Here is a 19,599-nt window from a genome sequence, read left to right on the forward strand (position 1 = left end):
CGGGCCACTGCTTCCGGCTTCGGCCGTTCCCACCACCCAACAGGAGGAATTGTGATGATAACAATCGAGACTGAGGTCACCGCCGACTTTCCGGCGGACGAACTCGCCGCGTACCGGCGCGCGCACCTGGACGCCCTGCACACCCTGCAGGCGGCCCGGCCCGGGACGGGGGCACACCGCGACAACCTCGGATGGCTGACGGCCGACCGGTGGGCGACCCCGACACAGCTGGCCAAGCTGACGACGCTGGCCGCGCAAGTGCGGGCGACGGCCGACGTGCTGGTGGTGGTCGGCGTCGGCGGCTCCAACCAGGCGGCCCGCGCGGCCATCACGGCGCTGGCCACCGACACGAGTTGTGAGGTGGTCTACGCCGGCACCAACCTGTCGGCGGCATACTACCAGCGCCTGCTCGCGTCGCTTCAGGGCCGCGAGGTGACCATCGATGTGATCGCCAAAAACTTCCAGACCCTGGAGCCGGGCATCGGCTTTCGCGTGTTCAAGCCGTTTTTGGTCGCCAAGTACGGCGCCGATTACGCCAGCCACCTGATCGTCACCGGCACGCCGGGCAGCCCGCTTGAGGCGCTGGCCACGGCCGAGGGCTACCCGTTTTTGACCTTTCCGACGGACATCGGCGGCCGCTTCTCGGCGCTGTCGGACGTCGGCCTGTTCCCGATGGCGGTCGCCGGGCTCGACGTGGCCGAGCTGGTCGCAGGGGCGATGGCCGAGCGGACGGCGCTGCTCGCCAACCCCGGCCCGACCAACCCGGCGTACGCCTACGCCAGCCTGCGCCAGTTCTGGCTTGCCCACGGCGGCAAGCTCGAGGTGCTGGGCCATTTTGAGCCGCAGCTGGACTTCTTTGGCCGCTGGTGGACGCAGCTGTTCGCCGAAAGCGAGGGCAAGGCGGACTCTGGGCTCTACCCGGTCGCCTTGACCTACTCGGAGGACCTCCACTCGGTCGGCCAGTACATCCAGCAGGGGCAAAAAGACCTGCTGGAGACCTTCCTGGTGGTGGCCAAGCCGAGCGGCAGCCTAGCGATTCAACCCAGCGGCGTGGCGGACGGCTTCGCCTACCTGGACGGGCGCGACCTGACGGCGATCAACCGCACGGCGGAAAATGCGGTGATCGCCGCGCACCGCAACATCGGGGTTCCGGTGACCAAGCTCACGGTCCCGCGGCTGGATGCGGCGGCGTTCGGCGCGCTGTTTTACTTTTTTGAGGTCGCGGTATTCCTGTCCGCGACGCTGCAGGGCGTCGACCCGTTCGACCAGCCCGGCGTCGAGGCGTACAAGGCGCTGATGTTTGCGGGCCTCGGCCGCGATTGATCAACATAGAAAGAAGCATAGAGATGGCATACACAGTGATTAACCCTTACACGCAGGAGGTGCTGGCGACGTACCCGGTCGCCTCCGACGAGCAGATCGAGGCCGCGCTGCAGCAGGCGGACGCGGCAATCGGCGCAACCGACGCGCGGCCGCTTCGGGCCAAGCAGCTGGCGGCCCTCGCGCAGGCCTTTGCCGCCCACGCGGAGGAGCTCGCCGCCCTGGCCACGGCCAACATGGGCAAGCTGCACCGCGAGGCCTTGGGCGAGGTGCAAGGCGCCATCGGGGTGATCAACTACTACGCCAACTACGGCGCGGCGTACCTTCAGCCGCGGCTGCGCCAGTACCAGGGCGTGCGCCAGGCGACCATCAGCTACGAGCCAAGCGGCGTGGTGATGGCGATCGAGCCCTGGAATTTCCCCTACACGCAGGTGATGCGGGTCTTCGCGCCGAACTTCATGGTCGGCAACCCGGTGATCCTGAAGCACGCGCCGGGCGTGGCCCAGTGCGCGGTCAAAATGATCGAGCTGGCGAGGTCGGCCGGGATCCCCGCGGGCGCGTTTCAGAACCTGTTTTTGACCAACGAGCAGGCCGCGGCCGTGATCGCCGATCCGCGCGTGCAGGGCGTGGCCCTGACCGGCTCCGTGCGCGCCGGGCGGCAGGTCGCCGCGGAGGCCGGCGCGGCCCTGACCAAGGTGACGCTGGAGCTCGGCGGCAACGACGCCTTCGTGGTGCTGGATGACGCCGATGTGGCGGCCGCCGCGGCCGCCGCGGTCGGCTCCCGGCTGCGCAACGCCGGGCAGGTCTGCGTCTCCGCCAAGCGCTTCATCGTCACCCAGGGCGTGGCCGCCGCCTTCACCGCCGCGGTGGTGGAACAGTTCGAAAACCAGGTGCTGGGCGATCCCGACGACTTCGAGACGACGCTTGCGCCACTCGCGTCCAAGGCCGCCTGCACCCGGCTGCAGACGCAGGTCGACGCGGCGCTGAGCCACGGCGCCCGCGCGCTGGTCGCGGGGGGCACGGTGCCCGGCACCGCCAACTTCTTTTCGCCGGTGCTTCTGACCGACATCACGCCGGAAAACCCGATTTTTGACTCCGAGCTCTTCGGGCCGGTCGGGCAGCTGCACGTCGTCGCAGACGACGACGCGGCGGTCGCCCTAGCCAACCGCTCGCAGTACGGCCTGGCCGGCACCGTGTTCGGCGCGCCCGCCCACGCGGCCGCGGTGGCGGCCCGGCTGAGCACGGGGCAGGTGTTTTTGAACCAGCAGGCCGTCGCCCAGCCGGAGCTGCCCTTCGGCGGGGTGCGCAACTCGGGCTTTGGCCGCGAGATGAGCGAGCAGGCGCTGTACGAGTTCGCCGCGCTCAAGGTGATTGCGGCGGGCTGAGGCACTCAGGCGACACGCCGCACGGCACTGGCCTGACAGCCTTACGTTGAGACGCCGCGCCGCTCCCCGGCCGGTGATGTTACTTCGTCGACGCGCTGCGCCGGCGTTTTTGAAAGGATCTGTAGAGATATGACTGAACTGACCGCAGTACTGGACCGCCAGCTGGCCGACAACCCCGACCGGCGCATCATCAAGGACGAGGGGATGGGCCGCTGGTTCACCGGCCGCGACCTGGCCGAAGACGTCGCGACGCTTGAAGACATTTTCGCTGGACTTGACCTTGGTCACGGGGCGCAGGTGCTGGTGTGCCTGGAAAACGCCGCCGTGTTCCCCGTCATCAACCAGGCCGCCTGGCACCGCGGCATCATCGTCCACCCGATCTCACCGAGCACGCCGATCGCCGAGCTGGCCGCCGACTGGGCCGCGCACCGCTACCCGGCGATGCTGGTGACGCCGGCGCTCGCCGCGGCGTGGGGGGATGACCGCTTCACGCAGCAGCCGCTTGCGCTGAACACCTTCCCCGAGCTGGTCGTGATCGCCGACCCCGACCGGGCGCCAGGCCAGCTCAAGCCGGTGCAGGACTCGGACCTCGGGCTGATCCTGAACACCTCGGGCACCACCGGCAAGCCCAAGCGCGTCGGCCTGACCCACGCGATGCTGCTGAACGCCGCGCGGTACGACGCGGCGAGCAACGAGATGACCGACCAAGACGTCGCGATGATCACCATGCCGATGTTTCACATCAACGCGCAGGTGATGTCGACGCTGTCCAGCCGCATCGCCAACGCCCGCATCGTCGTGACGCCGCGCTTTTCCGCCTCGCGCTTCTGGGATCAGGTCGCCGACAACGGCGTCACCTGGGTCTCGGTGGTGCCGACCATCGTCTCGTTCTTGCTGCTGAACGACAACGCCAACGCGGCGTACGCCCGGCTGAAAAACCGCATCCACCTGCGCTACGTGCGCTCCAGCTCCTTTGCGCTGCCCGAGGAGCGGCTGCGCGAGTTCCAGGACCGCTTCGACACGCTGATCCTGGAGGGCTACGGCATGACCGAGGCCGCCAGCCAATGCACCATCAACCCCTTCGACGCGCCGAAAATCGGCTCGGCGGGCAAGCCGTACGGCACGGAGGTCCGCATCGTCGGGCCCGACGGCAAGCGCACGGCGGCTCCCGGCGTGATGGGGGAGATCACCATCCGCGGCAACCACGTGATCACCCGCTACATGGACCCCAACCCCGACTCGTTTGCCGACGGCTGGTTTTTGACCGGCGACCTCGGCTACTTCGATGCCGACGGCTACCTCTACGTGAAGGGCCGCAAGAAGGAGATCATCTCGCGCGGCGGGGAGAAGGTCGCGCCGGCCGCGGTGGAAAACGTGCTGAACGAGCTGGACTTCATCGAGCAGCTCGCCGTCGTCGGCCTGCCCGACGACCTGTACGGCGAGGCGGTCTGCGCCGTCGTCGTCAGCACCACCCCGGGCGTCGACGAGGACGCCCAGCGCGCCGCCATCTTCGCCTACGCCAAGACCCACCTGGCGAAGTTCGAGTCACCGACGGAGGTGCGCTTCGTGCGCGAATTCCCGCGCAACATCACGGGCAAGGTGCTGCGGCCCAAGCTGGTCGAACAGCTGATGGCCACCGTGTAACCCCAAATGCCTGATCAGGCCACCGCGGCGTCGCGGTGGCCTTTTTGGTGTTGAGGGCCGCAAGAAGTCCGGAGACACGCGTTGCTGGCCCCGTCAGACGGGGCCCGGAACCGACCCCGTCGCGACCCGGCGGCCCTGTCACGCGGGGCGCAGGTCATCGCGTCGGCTTCTCAACGGCGGCCGGACCCGCCCCGCACCGCCCAATTGGACCCAAAAAGGCGGCCGGCCGCGACTCCCGAGTGGGGGAGCTGCGACCGGCCGCCTTGGCGGTGCGGTTACTTGAGCATGGCGTCTGAGACCTTGATCTTCTTTTCGATCAGCCCCTGCTCGTAGAACACGTCGGCAATCTTTTGCTGCTCGGCGAGGATGCTTGGGGTGACCTTGCCCATCGAGAAGTGGCGCCGGTCGATCATGCGCTTGACGATGGTTTTGGACAGGTGCAGGGTCTTGGCCAGCATGGTGATCAGCTTGTCGTGGTTGGCGTTGGCCCAGTCCATGTCGCTGGACAGGTAGCTGACCAACAGGGCGGAGACGTCCGTGTTCTTCTTGGCGTACTTGCGCGTGGAGACGAAGAAGTCGCGGTCCTTGGCCAGGCCGGTGGCGTCGAGCAGGATCTTTGCGCCCTGCTCGACCTCGGCGGTTTCCGTGTACGGCGGCCAGGTGACCCAGGCGTCGACGTTGCCCTTGGCGAAGGCCACGGAGGCCGCGCTTTGGTCCATGTCGACCAGGGTGGCGTCGTTGACGGTCAGGTTGGCCGTGCCCAGCGCCTGCACCATCATGAACTGCGCCGTGGTGCCCTTGGCGTAGGCGATGCGCTTGCCGCGCAGGTCGGCCATCGACTTGATGTTCGAGTTCTTCTTGACCAGCACCGCGGTGCCCTTGACCTTGGAGCCACCGGCGGCGACGTAGACGAGGTCGAGCCCGGCGGCCTGGTTGACCACCGGCGGGGTGTCGCCCAGGCGCGCGTAGTTGATGTTGCCGGCCTTCAGCGCGGTCAAAAGCGCCACGCCGTTTTGGAACTCCTTGAACACGACCTTGTAGCCCTTGGCCTTCATCTTCTTGGCCAGCTCGCCGTGCTGGCGGGCGATGTCGACCGGGTCGGCCTTTTGGTAGCCGATGACGACGCGGGTCAGGTTGGTCTTGGCGGCGTCGGTCTGGGTGTAGCCGTAAGCGGCGACGCCCAGCCAGGCGACCAGTGCAATCAGCAGGGTAACGACTTTGGTTTTATGACTCATGCGTGGACTCCTAGGATCTGGTCGCGCAGCTGCGGCCGAAGGACCTTGCCCGTCGCGTTGCGCGGGAAGTCAGAGACGAAAACAACTTGGGTCGGGGCCTCGAACTTGGCGAGGTGGCTGCGGCCGTAAGCCAAAAGCTCCGCGCGCTGCGCGTCCTCGTCGACGCCCGGGGTGCGGCTGACGACGACGGCGCAGACGGCCTCGCCGTACAGCTCGTCCGGCACGCCGATCACGGCCAGCTGGGCGATGAACGGCAGCACGTCCAGCACGTTTTCGACGGCGGCCGGCGCGACCTTTTCCCCGCCGCGGGAGATGATGTCCTTGGTGCGCCCGCGGACGAACAGGTAGCCGTCCTCATCGAGCTCGCCGAGATCGCCGGTCAAAAACCAGCCGTCGACGAACGAGTCGGGGTGCGGCTCGAGGTAATCGCTGATGATGTGGTCGCCCTTGACCACGATTTCGCCGAGTTGGCCGGGTTCCGTGGTCACGGTGCCGTCGGCCAGGCGAATCGCCAGCGTCGTGCCGACGGGCTTGCCCGCCGAGCCGATCTTGGCCGCGCCGTACGGGTTGATGGTGCACTGGCTGGCCGACTCGGTCATGCCGTAGCCCTCCATCACGTGGGTGTGGTAGCGGTCCTCAAAGCCCCGAAGCTTGTCCTCCGGCAAAGAGAAGCTGGAGCAACGGACGTAATCGAGGTGAATCTCGGCCTGGCGCGCCTCATAGGCCGCGTTGGCCTTCTCGTTGAGCATCAGGATCATGATCATGGTCGGCACCACCGTGGTCCAGGTGACGCCGTTGTCGGCGACCTGGCTCCAGAACTGGCTGGCCGAGAACTTCTTGGCGATCACCAGCTTGCAATCGGCGACGCGCGCCGCGAGCATCGCCATCACCTGCCCGTTGATGTGAAAAAGCGGCATGGAGATCATGGCGACGGTGTCTTGACTCATGCGGTTGCTGGCGGCGTTGTGCCGCGCGGCGTTGAAGATGATGCGCTGCGACAGCCCGACGCGCTTGGGCTTGCCGGTGGTGCCGCTGGTGTGCATGATCAGCGCGATGTCGTCTTGGTCCGGGGCGCTTTGGTCGGCCTGTGTGCGGCCGGCCAGAAGCTGCGGGTCAAAGGCCAGGTGCAGCGTGCCGGTGGCCAGGTCAACCGTGGTCTGGGCGAAGGTGGCCGGCAGCTGGGCGGCCAGCTCTGGGGTGACAATCATGGTGTGGTAGTGGTGCGCGGCGTGGTCGGCCAAAAGCTCCGTGATTGGGGTGCTGGGCGACAACGGGTGCATCGCCATGCCCAGCGACCAAGCCGCCTGGTTGAGCGGCCAGTACGCCGCCGTGTTCTCCAGGCACACCAGCAGCCGGTCGTGGCAGCCGATCAGGTGGTCGACCCAGGCGGCGGCCAAGCGGTCGGCGTCTGCCTGCAGCTCACGGGCGGTGAACCACCGGTCTTGCGTCAGGTCCTTGACCAGCTGGCGGTCCGGGTCCGCCGCCAGCTGGTTGCGCAGGTAATCATTAAGCGCGGTCATGCGAGTTTTGCTCCCTTTCGATTTTTCTTCAAAATGTGCCACTGCGGCCGGCCGATCAAGAGCCCGAACGGCGGGATCTTGTAGCAGAACCACGCGATGCCAAAGGAGATGCCGAGCGCCAGCGCGTAGCCGACCGGAATCAGGGCGAACAGCGCCCAGTCCGAGACGTGGACGTAGGTCAAAAGCTTTTCGAGGATGATCAGGCCGATGGTCTGGTCGAGGTAGATACCGAACGACACCTTCGCGCCGTTGCTGATGAAGGCCTCAAGCAGGTGCGGCATGCCGCGCTTGCGCCAGGCGGCGTAGCCCTTGCCGATCGCGAACACGGTGACGATCATCAGCGCGTCGTAGACCAGCATGTACGGCTGGTGCGGCGACACGGCCGCGGTGTGGGTGAAGTCAAGCGAGTTGAGGTTCCAGAAGTAGTAGGGCACCGTGCCGACGCCCAGCACCAGGGTCGCGGCGACGATGGCGCGCAGGTGCTTTTTGACGAAGTCGTAGAACTGCTGGTAGTGAAGCGACACGTAGGTCCCGAAGATGAAGTAGAACTGGTACGTGAAGACGTTCACACCGTAAGCGCGGAACCACCACAGCCAGTTGCTGCGGTCGACGTGCGGCAGGCCGTACTTGATGCCAAACATCAACAGCATCTGCAGTGCGAAGCTGGTGACGAGGATCGCCAGGTGGTGCTTGTGCAGCTTCTTGAACAGCAGCACCATGAACGGGAAGGCCAGGTACAGCTGCAGGGTGACCAGGATGTAGTACAGGTAGAACTGGTCGCCGTGCAGGATGGCGCTCCAGTAGGTCGACCCGAAGTCGGCCCACGCGAAGCCCTTCAGCCCCAGCGCGCAGGACAGGACCAGCAGGCCGAAGTTCCACAGCAGGTACGGCCAGCCGGACCCGGCGAAGCGCTTCTTGAAAAAGGTCGGCCAGTCGTTGCGGTTGTAGTAGTTCAGGGTCAGCACCAGGCCGGTCATGAACATGAAGCCCATCCGCGTGAAGTGGATGAACAGGTGCAGCGAGTGCAGGGTGATGAACGGCGTCCCCTGCGAGTCGGCCATCGCGCCGGCGAAGGCGGTGGTGGTGTGGTTAAGCAGCACCCCGAAGATGAAGAAGACCCGCATCAGGTCGACTTCGTGGAGGTACTTGCGTTTCTTCTTCTTAGGCAGGGCGGTTGTCGGTGCGGTTACGATAATGAGGACCTCCAAAACTGGTGTGACGGGTGTGATGCGATATGTACGCGCGGTGCGCGCTTCTGTGGATTGGTGGGGTGGTGGCTTGGGGCCGCGGGGCGCTTGCGCGGGGGCCGCGGCCTCCGGGCTCCGGGGCGAGGCGGGCTGTGCGGCCGGTCTCCGCCCGCGGGCTCCGACCTAAAAGTTGAGCCAACCCTCGCCTGCGGCTCGTTGGTTGTCTCACCTTTTGCCGAGATTCGCCGCGCGAATGCCCCGCCAAACCCGCGGCTCATCCGAGCGGCTAATCCTTTCACGGCCCGCCTCGCCCCGGAGCCCTCCGGCCGCTACATCGTGGATCCGACGGCGGGGATGGTGTGCAAGGCGACGCTGACAATGGCGAGGCCAACGAGACGTATTTCCAATGCCGCTGACTGCGTTGCCTATCTGGAACAAGGTGGCCAGCGCGCAAAGCGCCAGCGGCGTGGCAACCCATCGCGGTGTGACTGATCGGCCACTAGGTAGGGCGGAGGCGCGGACCGACCACTGCTGCAGGCGGAGGGCCGGGGCGAGCCAGCGTGAGATTGCTGTTAGCCGGGTGGTTTTCCCGGCTTACAGCAAGGGCGGGTCGCAAGACCGCACTTTGGGCTTGCGGGAGCCCCACGCGTTCCGCCGCCCCGGTCCGGAGCCGAAAGCAGTGGTCCGTCCGGGCCGGAGCCCGGGCCTTATGCCCGCGCGCCGTCGCCCTCTGGTGCCAAGATCACCTTGAGCACCTCGTCCGCCACCTTGGCGACGGTTTCGGCGTCCTTGCCCTTCGCGCCGGCCGCGGAGTAGACGTTCGTGCCGGACTTCACGACGATTACGCGGTCGGCCATGCGGGCCGCCTCGTCGACGTCGTGGGTGATCAAAAGGGTGGTGAGGTGGGACTCATCGCAGATCTTGGTGATGAACTGCTGCATGTTGCGGCGGGTCAGCGCGTCCAGTGCACCGAGCGGCTCGTCCAACAGCAAAAGCTGCGGGTCGGCCATCAGCGCGCGGGCCAGGGCCAGGCGCTGCTTTTGGCCGCCGGAGAGCTGGCTTGGGTAGGCGTCGGCGTACTCTGCGAGGTCGACGCTGGCCAGCGCGGACTTGGCCTTCTCCTGCTGGACCTTGTCGTGGCTGGCAAACGAGATGTTTTCGAGCACGGTCATCCACGGCAGAAGCCGGTCGTTTTGAAACATCACGCGCGTCACGAGGTTGGGGTCGGCGTAGGTGATGGTGCCGGCGGTCGGCTGCTCGAGCTGCGCGATCAGGCGCAGGATGGTGCTCTTGCCGCCGCCGCTCATGCCGACTAGGGCGACGAATTCGCCGGGCTGAAGGTCAAAGGAGACATCGTGCAAGGCGGCCGTTTCGCCGTACTGCTTGCCGATACCGGTGAGGGTCACAAGGGGTGAAGTCATTGCGTGCGTCCTTTCTTCTGCCATTCGAGGCACAGGCTCTCAAGCGCCTTGGCAATCACGTCGGACAGCTTGCCCAAAAGCGCGTAGATCACGATGCACAGGAGCACCGTGTCCATGTTCATGAATTCCTGGGCGTTGGTCGCCATGTAGCCGATGCCGGAGTTCGAGGAGATGGTTTCCGCGACGATCAGCGTTGTCCACATCACCCCGAGGGCGTAGCGGACGCCGACCAGGATGGTCGGCAGGGCACCCGGAAAAATGATTTTGGTCAACAGCGCCCGGCGGGAGAGGCCGTAAGCCTTGCCCATCTCGAGCAGCTCGGGGTCGACGCTGGTGATGCCGTGGTAGGTGTTGATGTAGATCGGGAACATCACGCCGACGGACACCAGGGAGATCTTGGCGGTTTCACCGATGCCCAGCAGGATGATCACCAGGGGAATCAGGGATAAGTGCGGGATGTTGCGAAGCATCTGAATCGTGGTGTCAAAGAGGCCGCGCATCACGCGGGACAGCCCGTTGGCCAGCCCCAGCACGAAGCCGAGGCTGCCGCCGATGGCGAACCCGGTGGTGGCGCGGAAAAGTGAAATGCTGATGTTACGGGGTAACTCGCCGGACTTGGTCAGGTTGATGCCGTCCTGAACCACGGACCACGGCGAGGGAAGCAGGTTGCTGTTGAGCCAGCCTGCGTTAACGGCGACTTGCCAAAAGCCGATCAGAAGCACTGGAATCAGCCAGGGAAGGAGGCGGTGCCAGCCGAAGCTGTGCGGCCTGGGTTCACTTGCGGCAAGTTCAGTCGCGTTGTCCATATCTCTCATCTCCAATACGCATGATACCCAATTCTACTCCTAATTTTTGATTAAAATGTGAACAAATTCAGGCTAAGGACTGATTACAAGCAAAAAAGAAGCGCTGGTGGGCCGGGTTTTTGCGGCAGCGCTTCCACCACTAACAGTGTTAGCGGTTTCACATTTTTGAGGGCAACAGACGTTCCCTAGGCAGGAAGCGCGGCGCCTGCTATCCTGACCACACGCTGCTTGCCCCGGCCCGTTCACCGGCAGGCCGCAGCGAAAACGTTCGGCGGCGCCGTGCTGGCGGCTGGCCTTACAGTCGGCCGCTGGTCAGCGCCCGGGTTCTAGCAGTCATCAGAGGAAATCACCGCGTGGGAGGTGATCGGCGTGCGCACACGTTGTCCGACCCGCACCCGAATGGGGAGGTGAACGACGATGAACGAAGCCGAGCTGGCCCGCATCGACCGGGCCCAGACCGACTCCGAGGCCTTTGAAACCCTTTTTAACCAGTACCGTCCGATGGTGCTGCGGCAGATCAGCCGCTTTTACCTGCGCGACTTCGACCGCGATGACTGGCTGCAGGAGGCGCGCATCGCGATGCTCAAGGCCCTGCAGAAGTTCGACGGCGGCCAGGGCTCGCAGTTCGGCCCGTACTTCCGGCTGGTGCTGCAGTCGCACTACAACTCGCTGTTGCGCCTCCACCTGGCGCTGAAGCGGCGGGCGGAGGAGCAGGCGATCAACGTCTTTGAGGTTCGCGAGGACGTCTCGCCGTACCACCTGAGTGCCCAGGAGGTCGAGACCGACTTCCTAGTTTGGCTAGAAAGCGACCGGTTCTGGGACAGCCTGTCTCCAAGCGAGCGCCACGCGCTGCAGGCCAACCTGGCCGGCCGCCCGGACGCGACCGACCATCACGTGGCCCGCGCGCTGGAGCGGGCGCACCGCAAGCTAGAGCGCTACCTGGCGGACCAGCACGAAGGCTAGGTGACGCAGACGACAATCAGGCCCCCAGCCAAAACGGCTGGGGGCCTGGTCGTGCGATGCGGTGAAGGATTGGACTGGTTATCCGGCGTGCTAGGAACAGTCAAGCATTCGAGGTCAAGTGAGCTGCAACTGCTAGCACTAGGACGCGTCTTAAAGCGTGATTGACCGTCTTTAGCACCGAATGCCGTTATTTGATGAGATTAGCCACTCGGTAGAGCGGAGGCTCGGACGCACCACTGCTGGAGGTGGAGTGCCGGAGCGAGCCAGCGTGAAATTGCTGTTGGCCGGCCGAACCTGCCGGCTTACAGCAAGGGCGGGTCTTGAGCCCGGAACGGGCTCAGGAGAGCCCCACGCGTTCCGCCGCTCCGGCCCGGAACCGGAAGTAGTGGTGTGGCCGGGCCGGAGCCAGGTGCCGCAAACGGGCTTCGCCGGGTAACGCGGGTGCGAGCCGCTAAGCCCGCCCGGCTTTGCCCTCTCGCTAGCTCTTGCGGGTCAGCAGCTGCTCGGTCAGCTTGATCAGCGTCGCGCGGGCCGGCTGGTCCGGCAGCTTGGCCAGGCCGGCCAAAGCGCGGGCGGTGTAGTCGGCGGCCAGGGTGCGGGCCGCGCCGACGCCGTCGTAGCGGTCGACCAGGTCAACCACCGCGGCGAGGTCGGCGTCGGTCGCCGCTTCGCGCTTGTCGAGGTACGGGGCGAAGGCGGCCGGCGCCTGTTGCTTGGCGAGAATCAGCGGGGCGGAGTAGACGCCCTGGCGGATGTCCTCGTGCACCGGCTTGCCCATGGTCTGGACGTCTGAGGTGTAGTCGAGGATGTCGTCGAGCAGCTGGAAGGCGATGCCGATGTTCATGCCGATCTTCTCGCAGGTCTTGGCGAACATCAGCGAGTTGTCGCTTTCGTAGGCGCCGATGAAGGCGGCGAGGGCGAACAGCTGGCCGGTTTTGCCCGAGACCTGGCTGAGGTAGTCGTCGATGGTGATGCCCTGGTTGTAGCGCCGCGCCATCTGTGAAAGCTCGCCGTTGAGCAGTCGCTCCATGGACGCGCCGTCCTGCTGCACGGAGCGCAGGTCGGAGGCCCAGTGGGCGATCAGCTTGAAGCAGACCACGAAGAGGTAGTCGCCGGCGTACACCGCGACGTCGGGGCCGAACTGGGCGGCGATGGTCGGCAGGCCGCGGCGGGTCGCCGACTTATCGATGATGTCGTCGTGCACCAGAGTGGCAGTGTGCAGCGACTCGACGGCGGCGGCCAGCGCGATCATTTTCTTGCGGTCGACTTGCTTGAACTGGGAAAAAAGCAGGCAGTAGGCCGGCCGCAGCAGCTTGCCACCGGCGTTGATCATGCTCAACAGGGCCTCTGCCACCGGCTGGTTCTGCGGTTTGATCTGGCCCTCGATCAGGTCGAGCGTGGCCGTCAGTTCGGGCGCGAGCGTGGGGTAGTCTGCCCACATGGGATGGATCTTCATTGTGATCTCCTCTGTCTGTGCCGCGTCTTGTCGAAGCGCAGGCGGCGCAGTGTGTCGATGTGTTCGAATAAAAAGTTGGCGGCGATGCCGACGGCGATGCCGGCCAGGATGCCCATGACCGACAGAATCGGCAGGTAGAGCATGACGGTCCAGCTCTGGGCGATCCAGCTGGCGACGACCAGCTGCCCGACGTTGTGCAGGATGCCGCCCGCGGCGCTGATGCCGATCATCGAGACGCGCTTGTCGCCCAGCAGGCTGATGGCAAGCATCCCCACCCAGGAGAGCAGGGCGCCGGCCCCGCTGTACATGAAGGTCGACAGCGTCCCGCCGAGCAGCGTGGTCAACAGCAGGCGCAGGATCAAAAGCAGGAAGCTGTCGGAGACGGACATGGTGAACAACGAGACGATGGTGATCAGGTTCGCCAGCCCGAGCTTGGCGCCGGGGGCGAAGGCGAAGGGGAACGGGATCATGCGCTCCAGCAGGCCGATGACGACGCCCTGGGCGCACAGCAGCGCGATGAAGATCATCTGCCGCGTGCGGTCGGGCCGGTAGACTTTGGTCATTGGGTCACCATGCCTCCCGTCTGCTCACCGGTGTTGGACTTGATCTCGATCAACAGCTTGTGCGGCAGGCACACAATGGTCTCGCCGGGCTTGGCGATTGCGCCCTTGCGCACACAGACCTGATCGGAGCAGTTCGCCTCGGTGATCGCGATCTTGGCGCCGGTGGTCACGATCTCGTTGTAGTGGGTGCCGTCCGTGTACCGGAACTTGCTGGTGCCGGTGTGCCCGGTCAGCCTGATGCGGTACACCTCCTGGCCGTCGTGCGAGACCACGGCCGTCAGCACCCGCGCCGAATCACCGCGCTGCGCAGACAGGCTCGCCTCGTGCCGCGCGAACAGCACGTAAGGCAGAAAGGAGAGGAGCATCAGCGCCACGACGATGATCACATCGAACGGCTTGATCATATGCAGATACTTGCGCAACGCTTTTCCCCCCAATCGGTGTCTGGCCTGGCGGGTCGGCCGCCAAACAAAAAGGTTCTGGGGCCAGTTTACCCCAGAACCCAAAGTCGGACAACGACGCTATTTGACCACGTCGGTGCCGTACAACGCTTTTGGTGTCTTGTACCACCACTTGCCGAAGGTCTTTTGCAGGTAAGGCACGACCCACTTGTCGAGGCCGAACGCGCGGCCGGAGCCGTTCATCACGGCGATGGACATCGGAATCATCCAGATGTTGACCCAGTAGAACATCCCGCTGAGGCAGAAGATGACCGTGAACATCGCGGACATCCCGCCGGCGGCCCAGGTGAAGAGGCCGGCGAGCAGGGCCAGGCCGATCAGGATTTCGACGATCGTCATGGTCTTTTGCATGAAGAAGGCGACGTCCTGGTTCGGAATCATGGCCTTGGTGATGTTGTACATCCACTTCGGCATCTTGTCGAAGACCATCATCGGGTCGTTGCCGTACTCGTAGGACAGGGAGAACACAGCCTTGGTGGCCGCGGTGGCGGTGTCGGCCGCGCCGCTGGCGGCGCTTGTCGCATCAGCACCGGCGGCACTCGCGCCGCTAGTGGCGGCCGGCTGCAGCCAGTCGAACGGCAGGCGCAGCTTGTCGAGGAACCAAGAGCCCTTGCCGGACACCTTGCCGGCACAGTCGACCAGCCACATTGCGCCGAGGAAAAGGCGGGCGGGAACGGCCCACAGCACATTGCCCTGACGGGAGATGTGGCCGTGCATGATGTTCCGATCGGTGCGGGTGCGGAAGAACTCGTGCATCAGGTACTGGAAGAAGTAGTAGCCCGAGAAGTTCTGCAGGAAGTACAGCATGTTGACCAGGTGCTTCATCAACATCGCGAAGAAGCCAGACAGGTGCAGCCAGCCCATGATGTTGGCCACGCCGTACTGGGAGCCCAGGCTGACCATGAAGCCGGAGTAGGATGCCTTGTAAGGAATCGTGGCCGGCTTGCCCTCAATCTTGGCCTCGATGTTCTTCAGCGCGGTTCCCGCACTGGCCTCGGCGCCCTGAACGATCTGGGGTTCGCCGCGGTCGGAGTGACCATCGAAGAAGGACACGTCGCCGACGACGTAGATGTCTGCGTCGTCCTTGGACGCCATGGTCTCGTCGACCACGATGCGGCCGCCGCGAGCCTGGGTCAGGCCGAACTGCGCGGCCTGGTCCGTCGCCTTGACGCCGGCGGTCCAGATCAGGGTGCTGGTCGGGTAGGTCGAGCCGTCCTTGAGGTCCACGTGGTCCTCGTGAACGCCGACGACGCCGGTGCTCTTCATCACCTTGACGCCGCGCTTGGCCAGGTAGCGCTCCGCCTTATCGGCATCCGAGCGATCCAGCATGTTCATGATGGTCGGCGCCATTTCCATTAAGGTGAAGGTGAGCTCTTCCGGGTTCAGCTTGTTCTTTTTGGCCAGCGCATCGCGCCAGTCGCGCAGCTCGCCGATGGTCTCGGTGCCGGTGAAGCCGGAGCCGACCACCACCAGGGACAACAGCGCGCGGCGCTTCTCGGGATCGTGCTCGACGGCCCCGCGGCGCACAACGTCTTCGATGTGTTCCTTGAGGGCCAGCGCCTGTTCCCAAGAGCCCAGCGTGAAGCCGTGTTCCTTGACGCCCGGGGTGCCAAAATCATTCGGTTCCGCGCCGATGCCCAGCATCACGTAGTCGTAAGGGTATGCCCCGTGCTTGGTCTTGACCTGCTTCTTCTCGCGATCGATCGTGGTCACAGTGTCCGTAACCAGCTTCACGTTCTTCTGGCGGAAGAACAGCCGCTGCAGGTCGTACTGAATGGCCTCAGGGTCGACGCGGTCGGCGGCGACTTCGTGGAGCTCAGTCATATAGGTAAAGTACGAGTGCTTGTCGATCAGGGTGATGGAGACATCCTTATTGCGTTTGAAATGTTTGGCTAACCGTTTCGTTGCGTAGACGCCCGCGAAACCGGCGCCGACGATAACGATGTTTTTTTGCGCCATGGTAACACTCCTTAGTGTGAATAATGCCAGTAGGCTGGCTGATTGCAACACCGATTATACCGTTAGAGCACAGCACTTGTCCATCTCTTCACGAATTCTCTGGGCGATTTCTTGAATCCGCACGCAATGCCGCCGCGCCGGGCCTGGGGTCGAAACAGTAAGCGCCGCCAAAAAAATGAGAAAGCGCTGATAAAGGCCCGGTTCTTGTTGATTTTTGCACAAGTTCTGATTACACTTGTTTTGTGTGAAATGTAACACAAAGTTTTCCAAATAGATAGCTAAAGGGGTTTTTGGATATGAAACTGGCAAAGGCTTTAACCAGCGTCTCTCTGGTCGCAGTGGCGGCTTTGACGCTTGCGGCGTGCGGCAACGCCAACGATTCGAAGGATTCTAGCAGCAGCAAGTCCTCCAGCTCCAAGGTCGAGAAGAAGTCCTCGTCCTCCGAGAAGAAGGAAGAAACGACCGAAGCTAAGCAGACCGCCGGTGGCGCCCTGAAGGACGGCACTTACAAGCTGGAAGAACTGGCTTACAGCCACGGCTACAAGGTTGAGATGTCCATGACCGTCACCGACGGCAAGGTCTCCGACACCACCTACGATTACGTCGACAAGGACGGCAAGTCCAAGCAAGACGACAAGGACTACGAGTCCAGCATGAAGGCCAAGAGCGGTACCGGCCCGAAGGAATACATCCCAGAGCTGAACGACTCCTTCAAGAAGAACGGTAGCAACGTCGGCGCCATCGACGTGGTTTCCGGCGCGACGGAATCCAGCCAGAGCTTCAAGAACTACGCCGCTCAGCTGGTTCAGGCTGCCCAGGCCGGCAACACCGACACCATCCAGATCCACAACGGCGACAAGATGAAGGACGGCACCTACACCCTGGAAGAAAAGAACTACTCCCACAACTACCGCGCCACCTTCTCCATCACCGTTGCCGGCGGTAAGATCACCGAAAGCAAGTACGACAACATCGACAAGGACGGCAAGTCCAAGACCAAGGATGCGGCTTACGAGAAGAGCATGAAGAAGGTCAACGGCGTCGGCCCTGCTGAGTACATGAAGAAGTTGAACGAAGAGCTGGTCAAGGTTCAAAACCCGGCCGAAGTTGACGCCGTTTCCGGTGCCACGAGCTCATCCAACAGCTTCGTGCTGTACGCACAGCAGCTGATCAACGCGGCCCAGGCCGGCAACACGAACAAGATCGAAATCGACAACATCGTTTTCGCTGAATAAGTCGTGCCGGTTAGCAGTACAGGAGTCGAGACTCGCTCTCGGCTCTTTTTTTAATCCGCCCGAGCCGCTATACTGAAAGCATTGCGCGAAGGGGACTCGGCGCGCACCACGGGTGCAAGGGCTGGCGATCCCGCTAAGCCCGCGCTTTTCCACCTGCTAAACGGGTTCCAAAGCGCAACGCGGGCGCGTCTAGCTACGCACCAGCGCCGGGGCACAACCCGCCCCAACGCTTGTGCTAGGCTATTCGATCCGCTAAGCCCGCGCTTTTCCACCCTCTCAAAGGAGATTTTTATATGAAGAAATGGCTTTTTGCGGCGGTTGCCGCACTGGCTTTGGCCGCCCCGCTTGCCGGGTGCAAGCCGGCGGGCGACGCCGACACCGCAAGCTCCAGCAGCAAGGCGGCCACCGCCGAGCTTTTGACCACCCCGTACGAGGACACCAAGTTCCTGATGGGGACCGTGGTCACGCTGCGCATCTACGATCAGGGCAAGGAGCGCGTGCTGGACAAGGCCTTCGCCCGCATTGAGGAGCTGGCCGACGCCATCACCGTCAACCAGAAGGGCTCGCAGGTCGACGCGATCAACGCGGCGGCCGGCGAGAAGGCGGTGAAGGTGGACGCGGACGTGTTCAACCTGGTCGAATACGCCAAGAACTGGTCGGAAAAATCCGACGGTTCCTTTGACCTCGCCATCGGCCCGATCACGTCGATGTGGCACATCGGCTTCAACGACGCGCGCAAGCCGGCGCAGTCCGAGATCGACGCCGCGCTGCCGCTCGTGCACTACCAGGACGTCGAGCTCAACGCCGCCAAGCGGACCGTTTTTTTGAAGAAAAAGGGGATGCAGATCGACCTCGGCGGCATCGCCAAGGGCTACATCACGGATCTGGCGACGCAGACCATGAAGGACAACGGCGTCACCACCGCGATCCTCGACCTCGGCGGCAACATCTACGTGCTGGGGCACAGCCCCAAGGCACCGGGCAAGGACTGGACGATCGGCATTCAGGACCCGAAGAAGACCCGCGGCACGTCGATCGGCACGATGCCGGCCAGCAACAAGACCATCGTCACCAGCGGCATCTACGAGCGCTACCTGAAGGTCGACGGCAAGCTCTACATGCACCTGATGAACCCGAAGACCGGCTACCCGTTCGACAACAACCTGATGGGCGTTTCGATCATCACGAAAAAAAGCGTGAACGGCGACGCGCTGTCCACCGCCACCTTCGACAAGGGGCTGAAGGATGGCCTGGCGTTCATCGAAAAGCAAAAGGACGCCGAGGCGATCTTCATCACCAAGGACAAGAAGGTCTACATCTCAAGCGGCCTGAAGGGCAAGTTCAAGCTCCTGAAGGACTCGGGCTACACGATGGCGACGCTGAAGTAGGCGCTGGCCGCGGGGGCGTCCGGGACACGCGTCTCGGCGACACCCAGACCGCTGCCGGGTCGCGGGCCGCATATGGGCGCATTAGTATAGAAGAAAGACGGGGGAAGGATGTCACTTTCGGTATTCTTGGAATTAGTGGAGCTGCGCACCAAGCTCGCCTCGGTGCTGCCGTTTCTCGTGGGGACGCTGTTTGCGTACGCCTACTTCGGCGAATTCAGCCCGGTGAACACCGCGCTGTTTTTCGCCGCGATGCTGCTGTTTGACATGACCACCACGGCGATCGACAACCTGGTGCACTACAAAAAGGCCAAGGACGCGCAGTACGCCGCGACGGTCAACGTGATCGGGCGCGCCAAGCTGGACCCGCGGCGGGTGCTGCACCTGATTCTGGGGATGCTCGGCGCCGCCGTGGTGCTGGGGCTGATCTTGGCGTGGCGGACGGACTGGCTGCTGCTGTTGATCGGGGCGGCGTGCTTTGCCGTCGGGATTTTCTACACCTTCGGGCCGCTGCCGCTCGCGCAGCTGCCGTTGGGCGAGGTGTTCTCCGGCGTGACGATGGGGCTGGGCATTCCGTTCATCGCCGTCTTCGTCAACGTGGACTCGGCGCGCCTGCTGCACCTTGCGCTGGCCTGGCCGAACCTGACGCTTGAGGGCGACTACATCGCGCTGATCGCGCTGGCGTTGATCTGCGTGACGCCGATGGCCACCATCGCCAACATCATGCTGGCCAACAACCTGGCGGACCTCCGGGAGGACCGCGCCAACCACCGCACGACGCTGCCGATGTACCTCGGGGAGGACCGGGCCAAGGCGCTGTGGCGCGGGCTGACCTACGCCGGCTACTTCGCGCTGGTGGCCGCGGTGCTGTTCGGCGCCGTGTCCTGGCCGGCGCTGGTCGCGGTGCTGACGGTGCCGATTGCCGCGAAAAACGCCAAGCGCTTCGCCGCCAAGCCGGACAAGCGCAAGACCTTCCCGCTGGCGATCGCCAACCTGGTGATCGAAAACGGCGGCCTGGCGATCGGCCTGGCGCTGAGCCTGCTCGTGAAGGTGGGGTGA

16 protein-coding genes are annotated in these 19,599 nt (G+C 64.2%); 7 read left to right on the plus strand and 9 right to left on the minus strand.

From position 1 onward, the window contains the following. Positions 1-54 precede the first annotated feature (54 nt). The 3 genes from LE416_RS08595 to LE416_RS08605 all read left to right on the plus strand — a co-directional run bounded on the left by LE416_RS08595 (position 55) and on the right by LE416_RS08605 (position 4,349). On the plus strand, positions 55-1,323 hold the full coding sequence (locus LE416_RS08595; protein ID WP_225048092.1) for a glucose-6-phosphate isomerase: 1,269 nt from the start codon (positions 55-57) through the stop codon (positions 1,321-1,323). 23 nt (positions 1,324-1,346) lie between these two features. Beyond that, positions 1,347-2,705 carry an aldehyde dehydrogenase family protein gene (locus LE416_RS08600; protein ID WP_225048093.1) on the plus strand — a complete coding sequence of 453 codons (1,359 nt, stop codon included), beginning with the start codon at positions 1,347-1,349 and terminating at the stop codon, positions 2,703-2,705. Between the two features lie 129 nt (positions 2,706-2,834). After that, complete coding sequence (locus LE416_RS08605) at positions 2,835-4,349, plus strand: AMP-binding protein (RefSeq protein WP_225048094.1); 1,515 nt, start codon at positions 2,835-2,837, stop codon at positions 4,347-4,349. Positions 4,350-4,624: 275 nt separating this feature from the next. On the opposite strand, the gene LE416_RS08610 is transcribed toward LE416_RS08605, so the two are convergent. From LE416_RS08610 to LE416_RS08630, 5 genes are all read right to left on the minus strand, one after another. After that, positions 4,625-5,584, minus strand: a complete 960-nt coding sequence (locus tag LE416_RS08610) for an aliphatic sulfonate ABC transporter substrate-binding protein (protein ID WP_225048095.1) — start codon at positions 5,582-5,584, stop codon at positions 4,625-4,627. Then, positions 5,581-7,104, minus strand: coding sequence for an AMP-binding protein (locus LE416_RS08615; protein ID WP_225048096.1), 1,524 nt, complete (start codon positions 7,102-7,104; stop codon positions 5,581-5,583). The genes LE416_RS08610 and LE416_RS08615 overlap by 4 nt, the downstream gene beginning before the upstream one ends. Continuing rightward, the gene (locus LE416_RS08620; RefSeq protein ID WP_225048097.1) at positions 7,101-8,312 is read right to left on the minus strand and encodes an acyltransferase; all 1,212 of its coding nucleotides are present in this window, start codon (positions 8,310-8,312) and stop codon (positions 7,101-7,103) included. Before LE416_RS08620 ends, LE416_RS08615 begins: the two co-directional genes overlap by 4 nt. Before the next feature lie 686 nt (positions 8,313-8,998). Beyond that, positions 8,999-9,712, minus strand: a complete 714-nt coding sequence (locus LE416_RS08625) for an ABC transporter ATP-binding protein (RefSeq protein WP_225048098.1) — start codon at positions 9,710-9,712, stop codon at positions 8,999-9,001. Further along, a complete protein-coding gene (locus LE416_RS08630; RefSeq protein WP_225048099.1) occupies positions 9,709-10,518 on the minus strand; it encodes an ABC transporter permease subunit in 810 nt (269 codons plus the stop codon). Before LE416_RS08630 ends, LE416_RS08625 begins: the two co-directional genes overlap by 4 nt. 417 nt (positions 10,519-10,935) lie before the next feature. Between LE416_RS08630 and LE416_RS08635 the strand changes: the two genes are divergently transcribed. Beyond that, on the plus strand, positions 10,936-11,481 hold the full coding sequence (locus LE416_RS08635; protein WP_225048100.1) for a sigma-70 family RNA polymerase sigma factor: 546 nt from the start codon (positions 10,936-10,938) through the stop codon (positions 11,479-11,481). A 478-nt stretch (positions 11,482-11,959) separates the two neighbouring features. Here LE416_RS08635 and LE416_RS08640 read toward each other — a convergent pair whose 3' ends face one another. The 4 genes from LE416_RS08640 to LE416_RS08655 form a co-directional block, all read right to left on the minus strand. Beyond that, positions 11,960-12,937 (minus strand): polyprenyl synthetase family protein, encoded by a 978-nt coding sequence (locus tag LE416_RS08640; protein ID WP_225048101.1) that lies wholly within the window; start codon positions 12,935-12,937, stop codon positions 11,960-11,962. Continuing rightward, positions 12,934-13,500: a Gx transporter family protein gene (locus LE416_RS08645; protein WP_225048102.1), complete on the minus strand. Its 567-nt coding sequence runs from the start codon at positions 13,498-13,500 to the stop codon at positions 12,934-12,936. Before LE416_RS08645 ends, LE416_RS08640 begins: the two co-directional genes overlap by 4 nt. Further along, positions 13,497-13,904, minus strand: coding sequence for a NusG domain II-containing protein (locus LE416_RS08650; RefSeq protein WP_225048194.1), 408 nt, complete (start codon positions 13,902-13,904; stop codon positions 13,497-13,499). Before LE416_RS08650 ends, LE416_RS08645 begins: the two co-directional genes overlap by 4 nt. 117 nt (positions 13,905-14,021) lie before the next feature. Continuing rightward, a complete protein-coding gene (locus LE416_RS08655; RefSeq protein ID WP_225048103.1) occupies positions 14,022-15,920 on the minus strand; it encodes an NAD(P)/FAD-dependent oxidoreductase in 1,899 nt (632 codons plus the stop codon). Positions 15,921-16,216: 296 nt separating this feature from the next. Between LE416_RS08655 and pplA the strand changes: the two genes are divergently transcribed. The 3 genes from pplA (at position 16,217) to menA (ending at position 19,599) form a co-directional block, all read left to right on the plus strand. Continuing rightward, the gene (gene pplA, locus LE416_RS08660; protein ID WP_225048104.1) at positions 16,217-17,155 is read left to right on the plus strand and encodes an extracellular electron transfer flavoprotein PplA; all 939 of its coding nucleotides are present in this window, start codon (positions 16,217-16,219) and stop codon (positions 17,153-17,155) included. A gap of 293 nt (positions 17,156-17,448) precedes the next feature. Then, positions 17,449-18,543, plus strand: coding sequence for an FAD:protein FMN transferase (locus tag LE416_RS08665; RefSeq protein ID WP_225048105.1), 1,095 nt, complete (start codon positions 17,449-17,451; stop codon positions 18,541-18,543). A 108-nt stretch (positions 18,544-18,651) separates the two neighbouring features. After that, on the plus strand, positions 18,652-19,599 hold the full coding sequence (menA, locus tag LE416_RS08670) for a 1,4-dihydroxy-2-naphthoate polyprenyltransferase (protein WP_225048106.1): 948 nt from the start codon (positions 18,652-18,654) through the stop codon (positions 19,597-19,599).

The sequence above is a fragment of the Lacticaseibacillus kribbianus genome (assembly GCF_020180945.1).
Taxonomy (GTDB): domain Bacteria; phylum Bacillota; class Bacilli; order Lactobacillales; family Lactobacillaceae; genus Lacticaseibacillus; species Lacticaseibacillus kribbianus.

Excerpts from the sequence above, each read along its gene's own strand:
- LE416_RS08595 (WP_225048092.1), top strand. The coding sequence starts at position 55 with ATGATAACAATCGAGACTGAGGTCACCGCCGACTTTCCGGCGGACGAA.
- LE416_RS08600 (WP_225048093.1), top strand. The coding sequence starts at position 1,347 with ATGGCATACACAGTGATTAACCCTTACACGCAGGAGGTGCTGGCGACG.
- LE416_RS08605 (WP_225048094.1), top strand. The coding sequence starts at position 2,835 with ATGACTGAACTGACCGCAGTACTGGACCGCCAGCTGGCCGACAACCCC.
- LE416_RS08610 (WP_225048095.1), bottom strand. The coding sequence starts at position 5,584 with ATGAGTCATAAAACCAAAGTCGTTACCCTGCTGATTGCACTGGTCGCC.
- LE416_RS08615 (WP_225048096.1), bottom strand. The coding sequence starts at position 7,104 with ATGACCGCGCTTAATGATTACCTGCGCAACCAGCTGGCGGCGGACCCG.
- LE416_RS08625 (WP_225048098.1), bottom strand. The coding sequence starts at position 9,712 with ATGACTTCACCCCTTGTGACCCTCACCGGTATCGGCAAGCAGTACGGC.
- LE416_RS08630 (WP_225048099.1), bottom strand. The coding sequence starts at position 10,518 with ATGGACAACGCGACTGAACTTGCCGCAAGTGAACCCAGGCCGCACAGC.
- LE416_RS08635 (WP_225048100.1), top strand. The coding sequence starts at position 10,936 with ATGAACGAAGCCGAGCTGGCCCGCATCGACCGGGCCCAGACCGACTCC.
- LE416_RS08640 (WP_225048101.1), bottom strand. The coding sequence starts at position 12,937 with ATGAAGATCCATCCCATGTGGGCAGACTACCCCACGCTCGCGCCCGAA.
- LE416_RS08645 (WP_225048102.1), bottom strand. The coding sequence starts at position 13,500 with ATGACCAAAGTCTACCGGCCCGACCGCACGCGGCAGATGATCTTCATC.
- LE416_RS08650 (WP_225048194.1), bottom strand. The coding sequence starts at position 13,904 with ATGATCAAGCCGTTCGATGTGATCATCGTCGTGGCGCTGATGCTCCTC.
- LE416_RS08655 (WP_225048103.1), bottom strand. The coding sequence starts at position 15,920 with ATGGCGCAAAAAAACATCGTTATCGTCGGCGCCGGTTTCGCGGGCGTC.
- pplA (WP_225048104.1), top strand. The coding sequence starts at position 16,217 with ATGAAACTGGCAAAGGCTTTAACCAGCGTCTCTCTGGTCGCAGTGGCG.
- LE416_RS08665 (WP_225048105.1), top strand. The coding sequence starts at position 17,449 with ATGAAGAAATGGCTTTTTGCGGCGGTTGCCGCACTGGCTTTGGCCGCC.
- menA (WP_225048106.1), top strand. The coding sequence starts at position 18,652 with ATGTCACTTTCGGTATTCTTGGAATTAGTGGAGCTGCGCACCAAGCTC.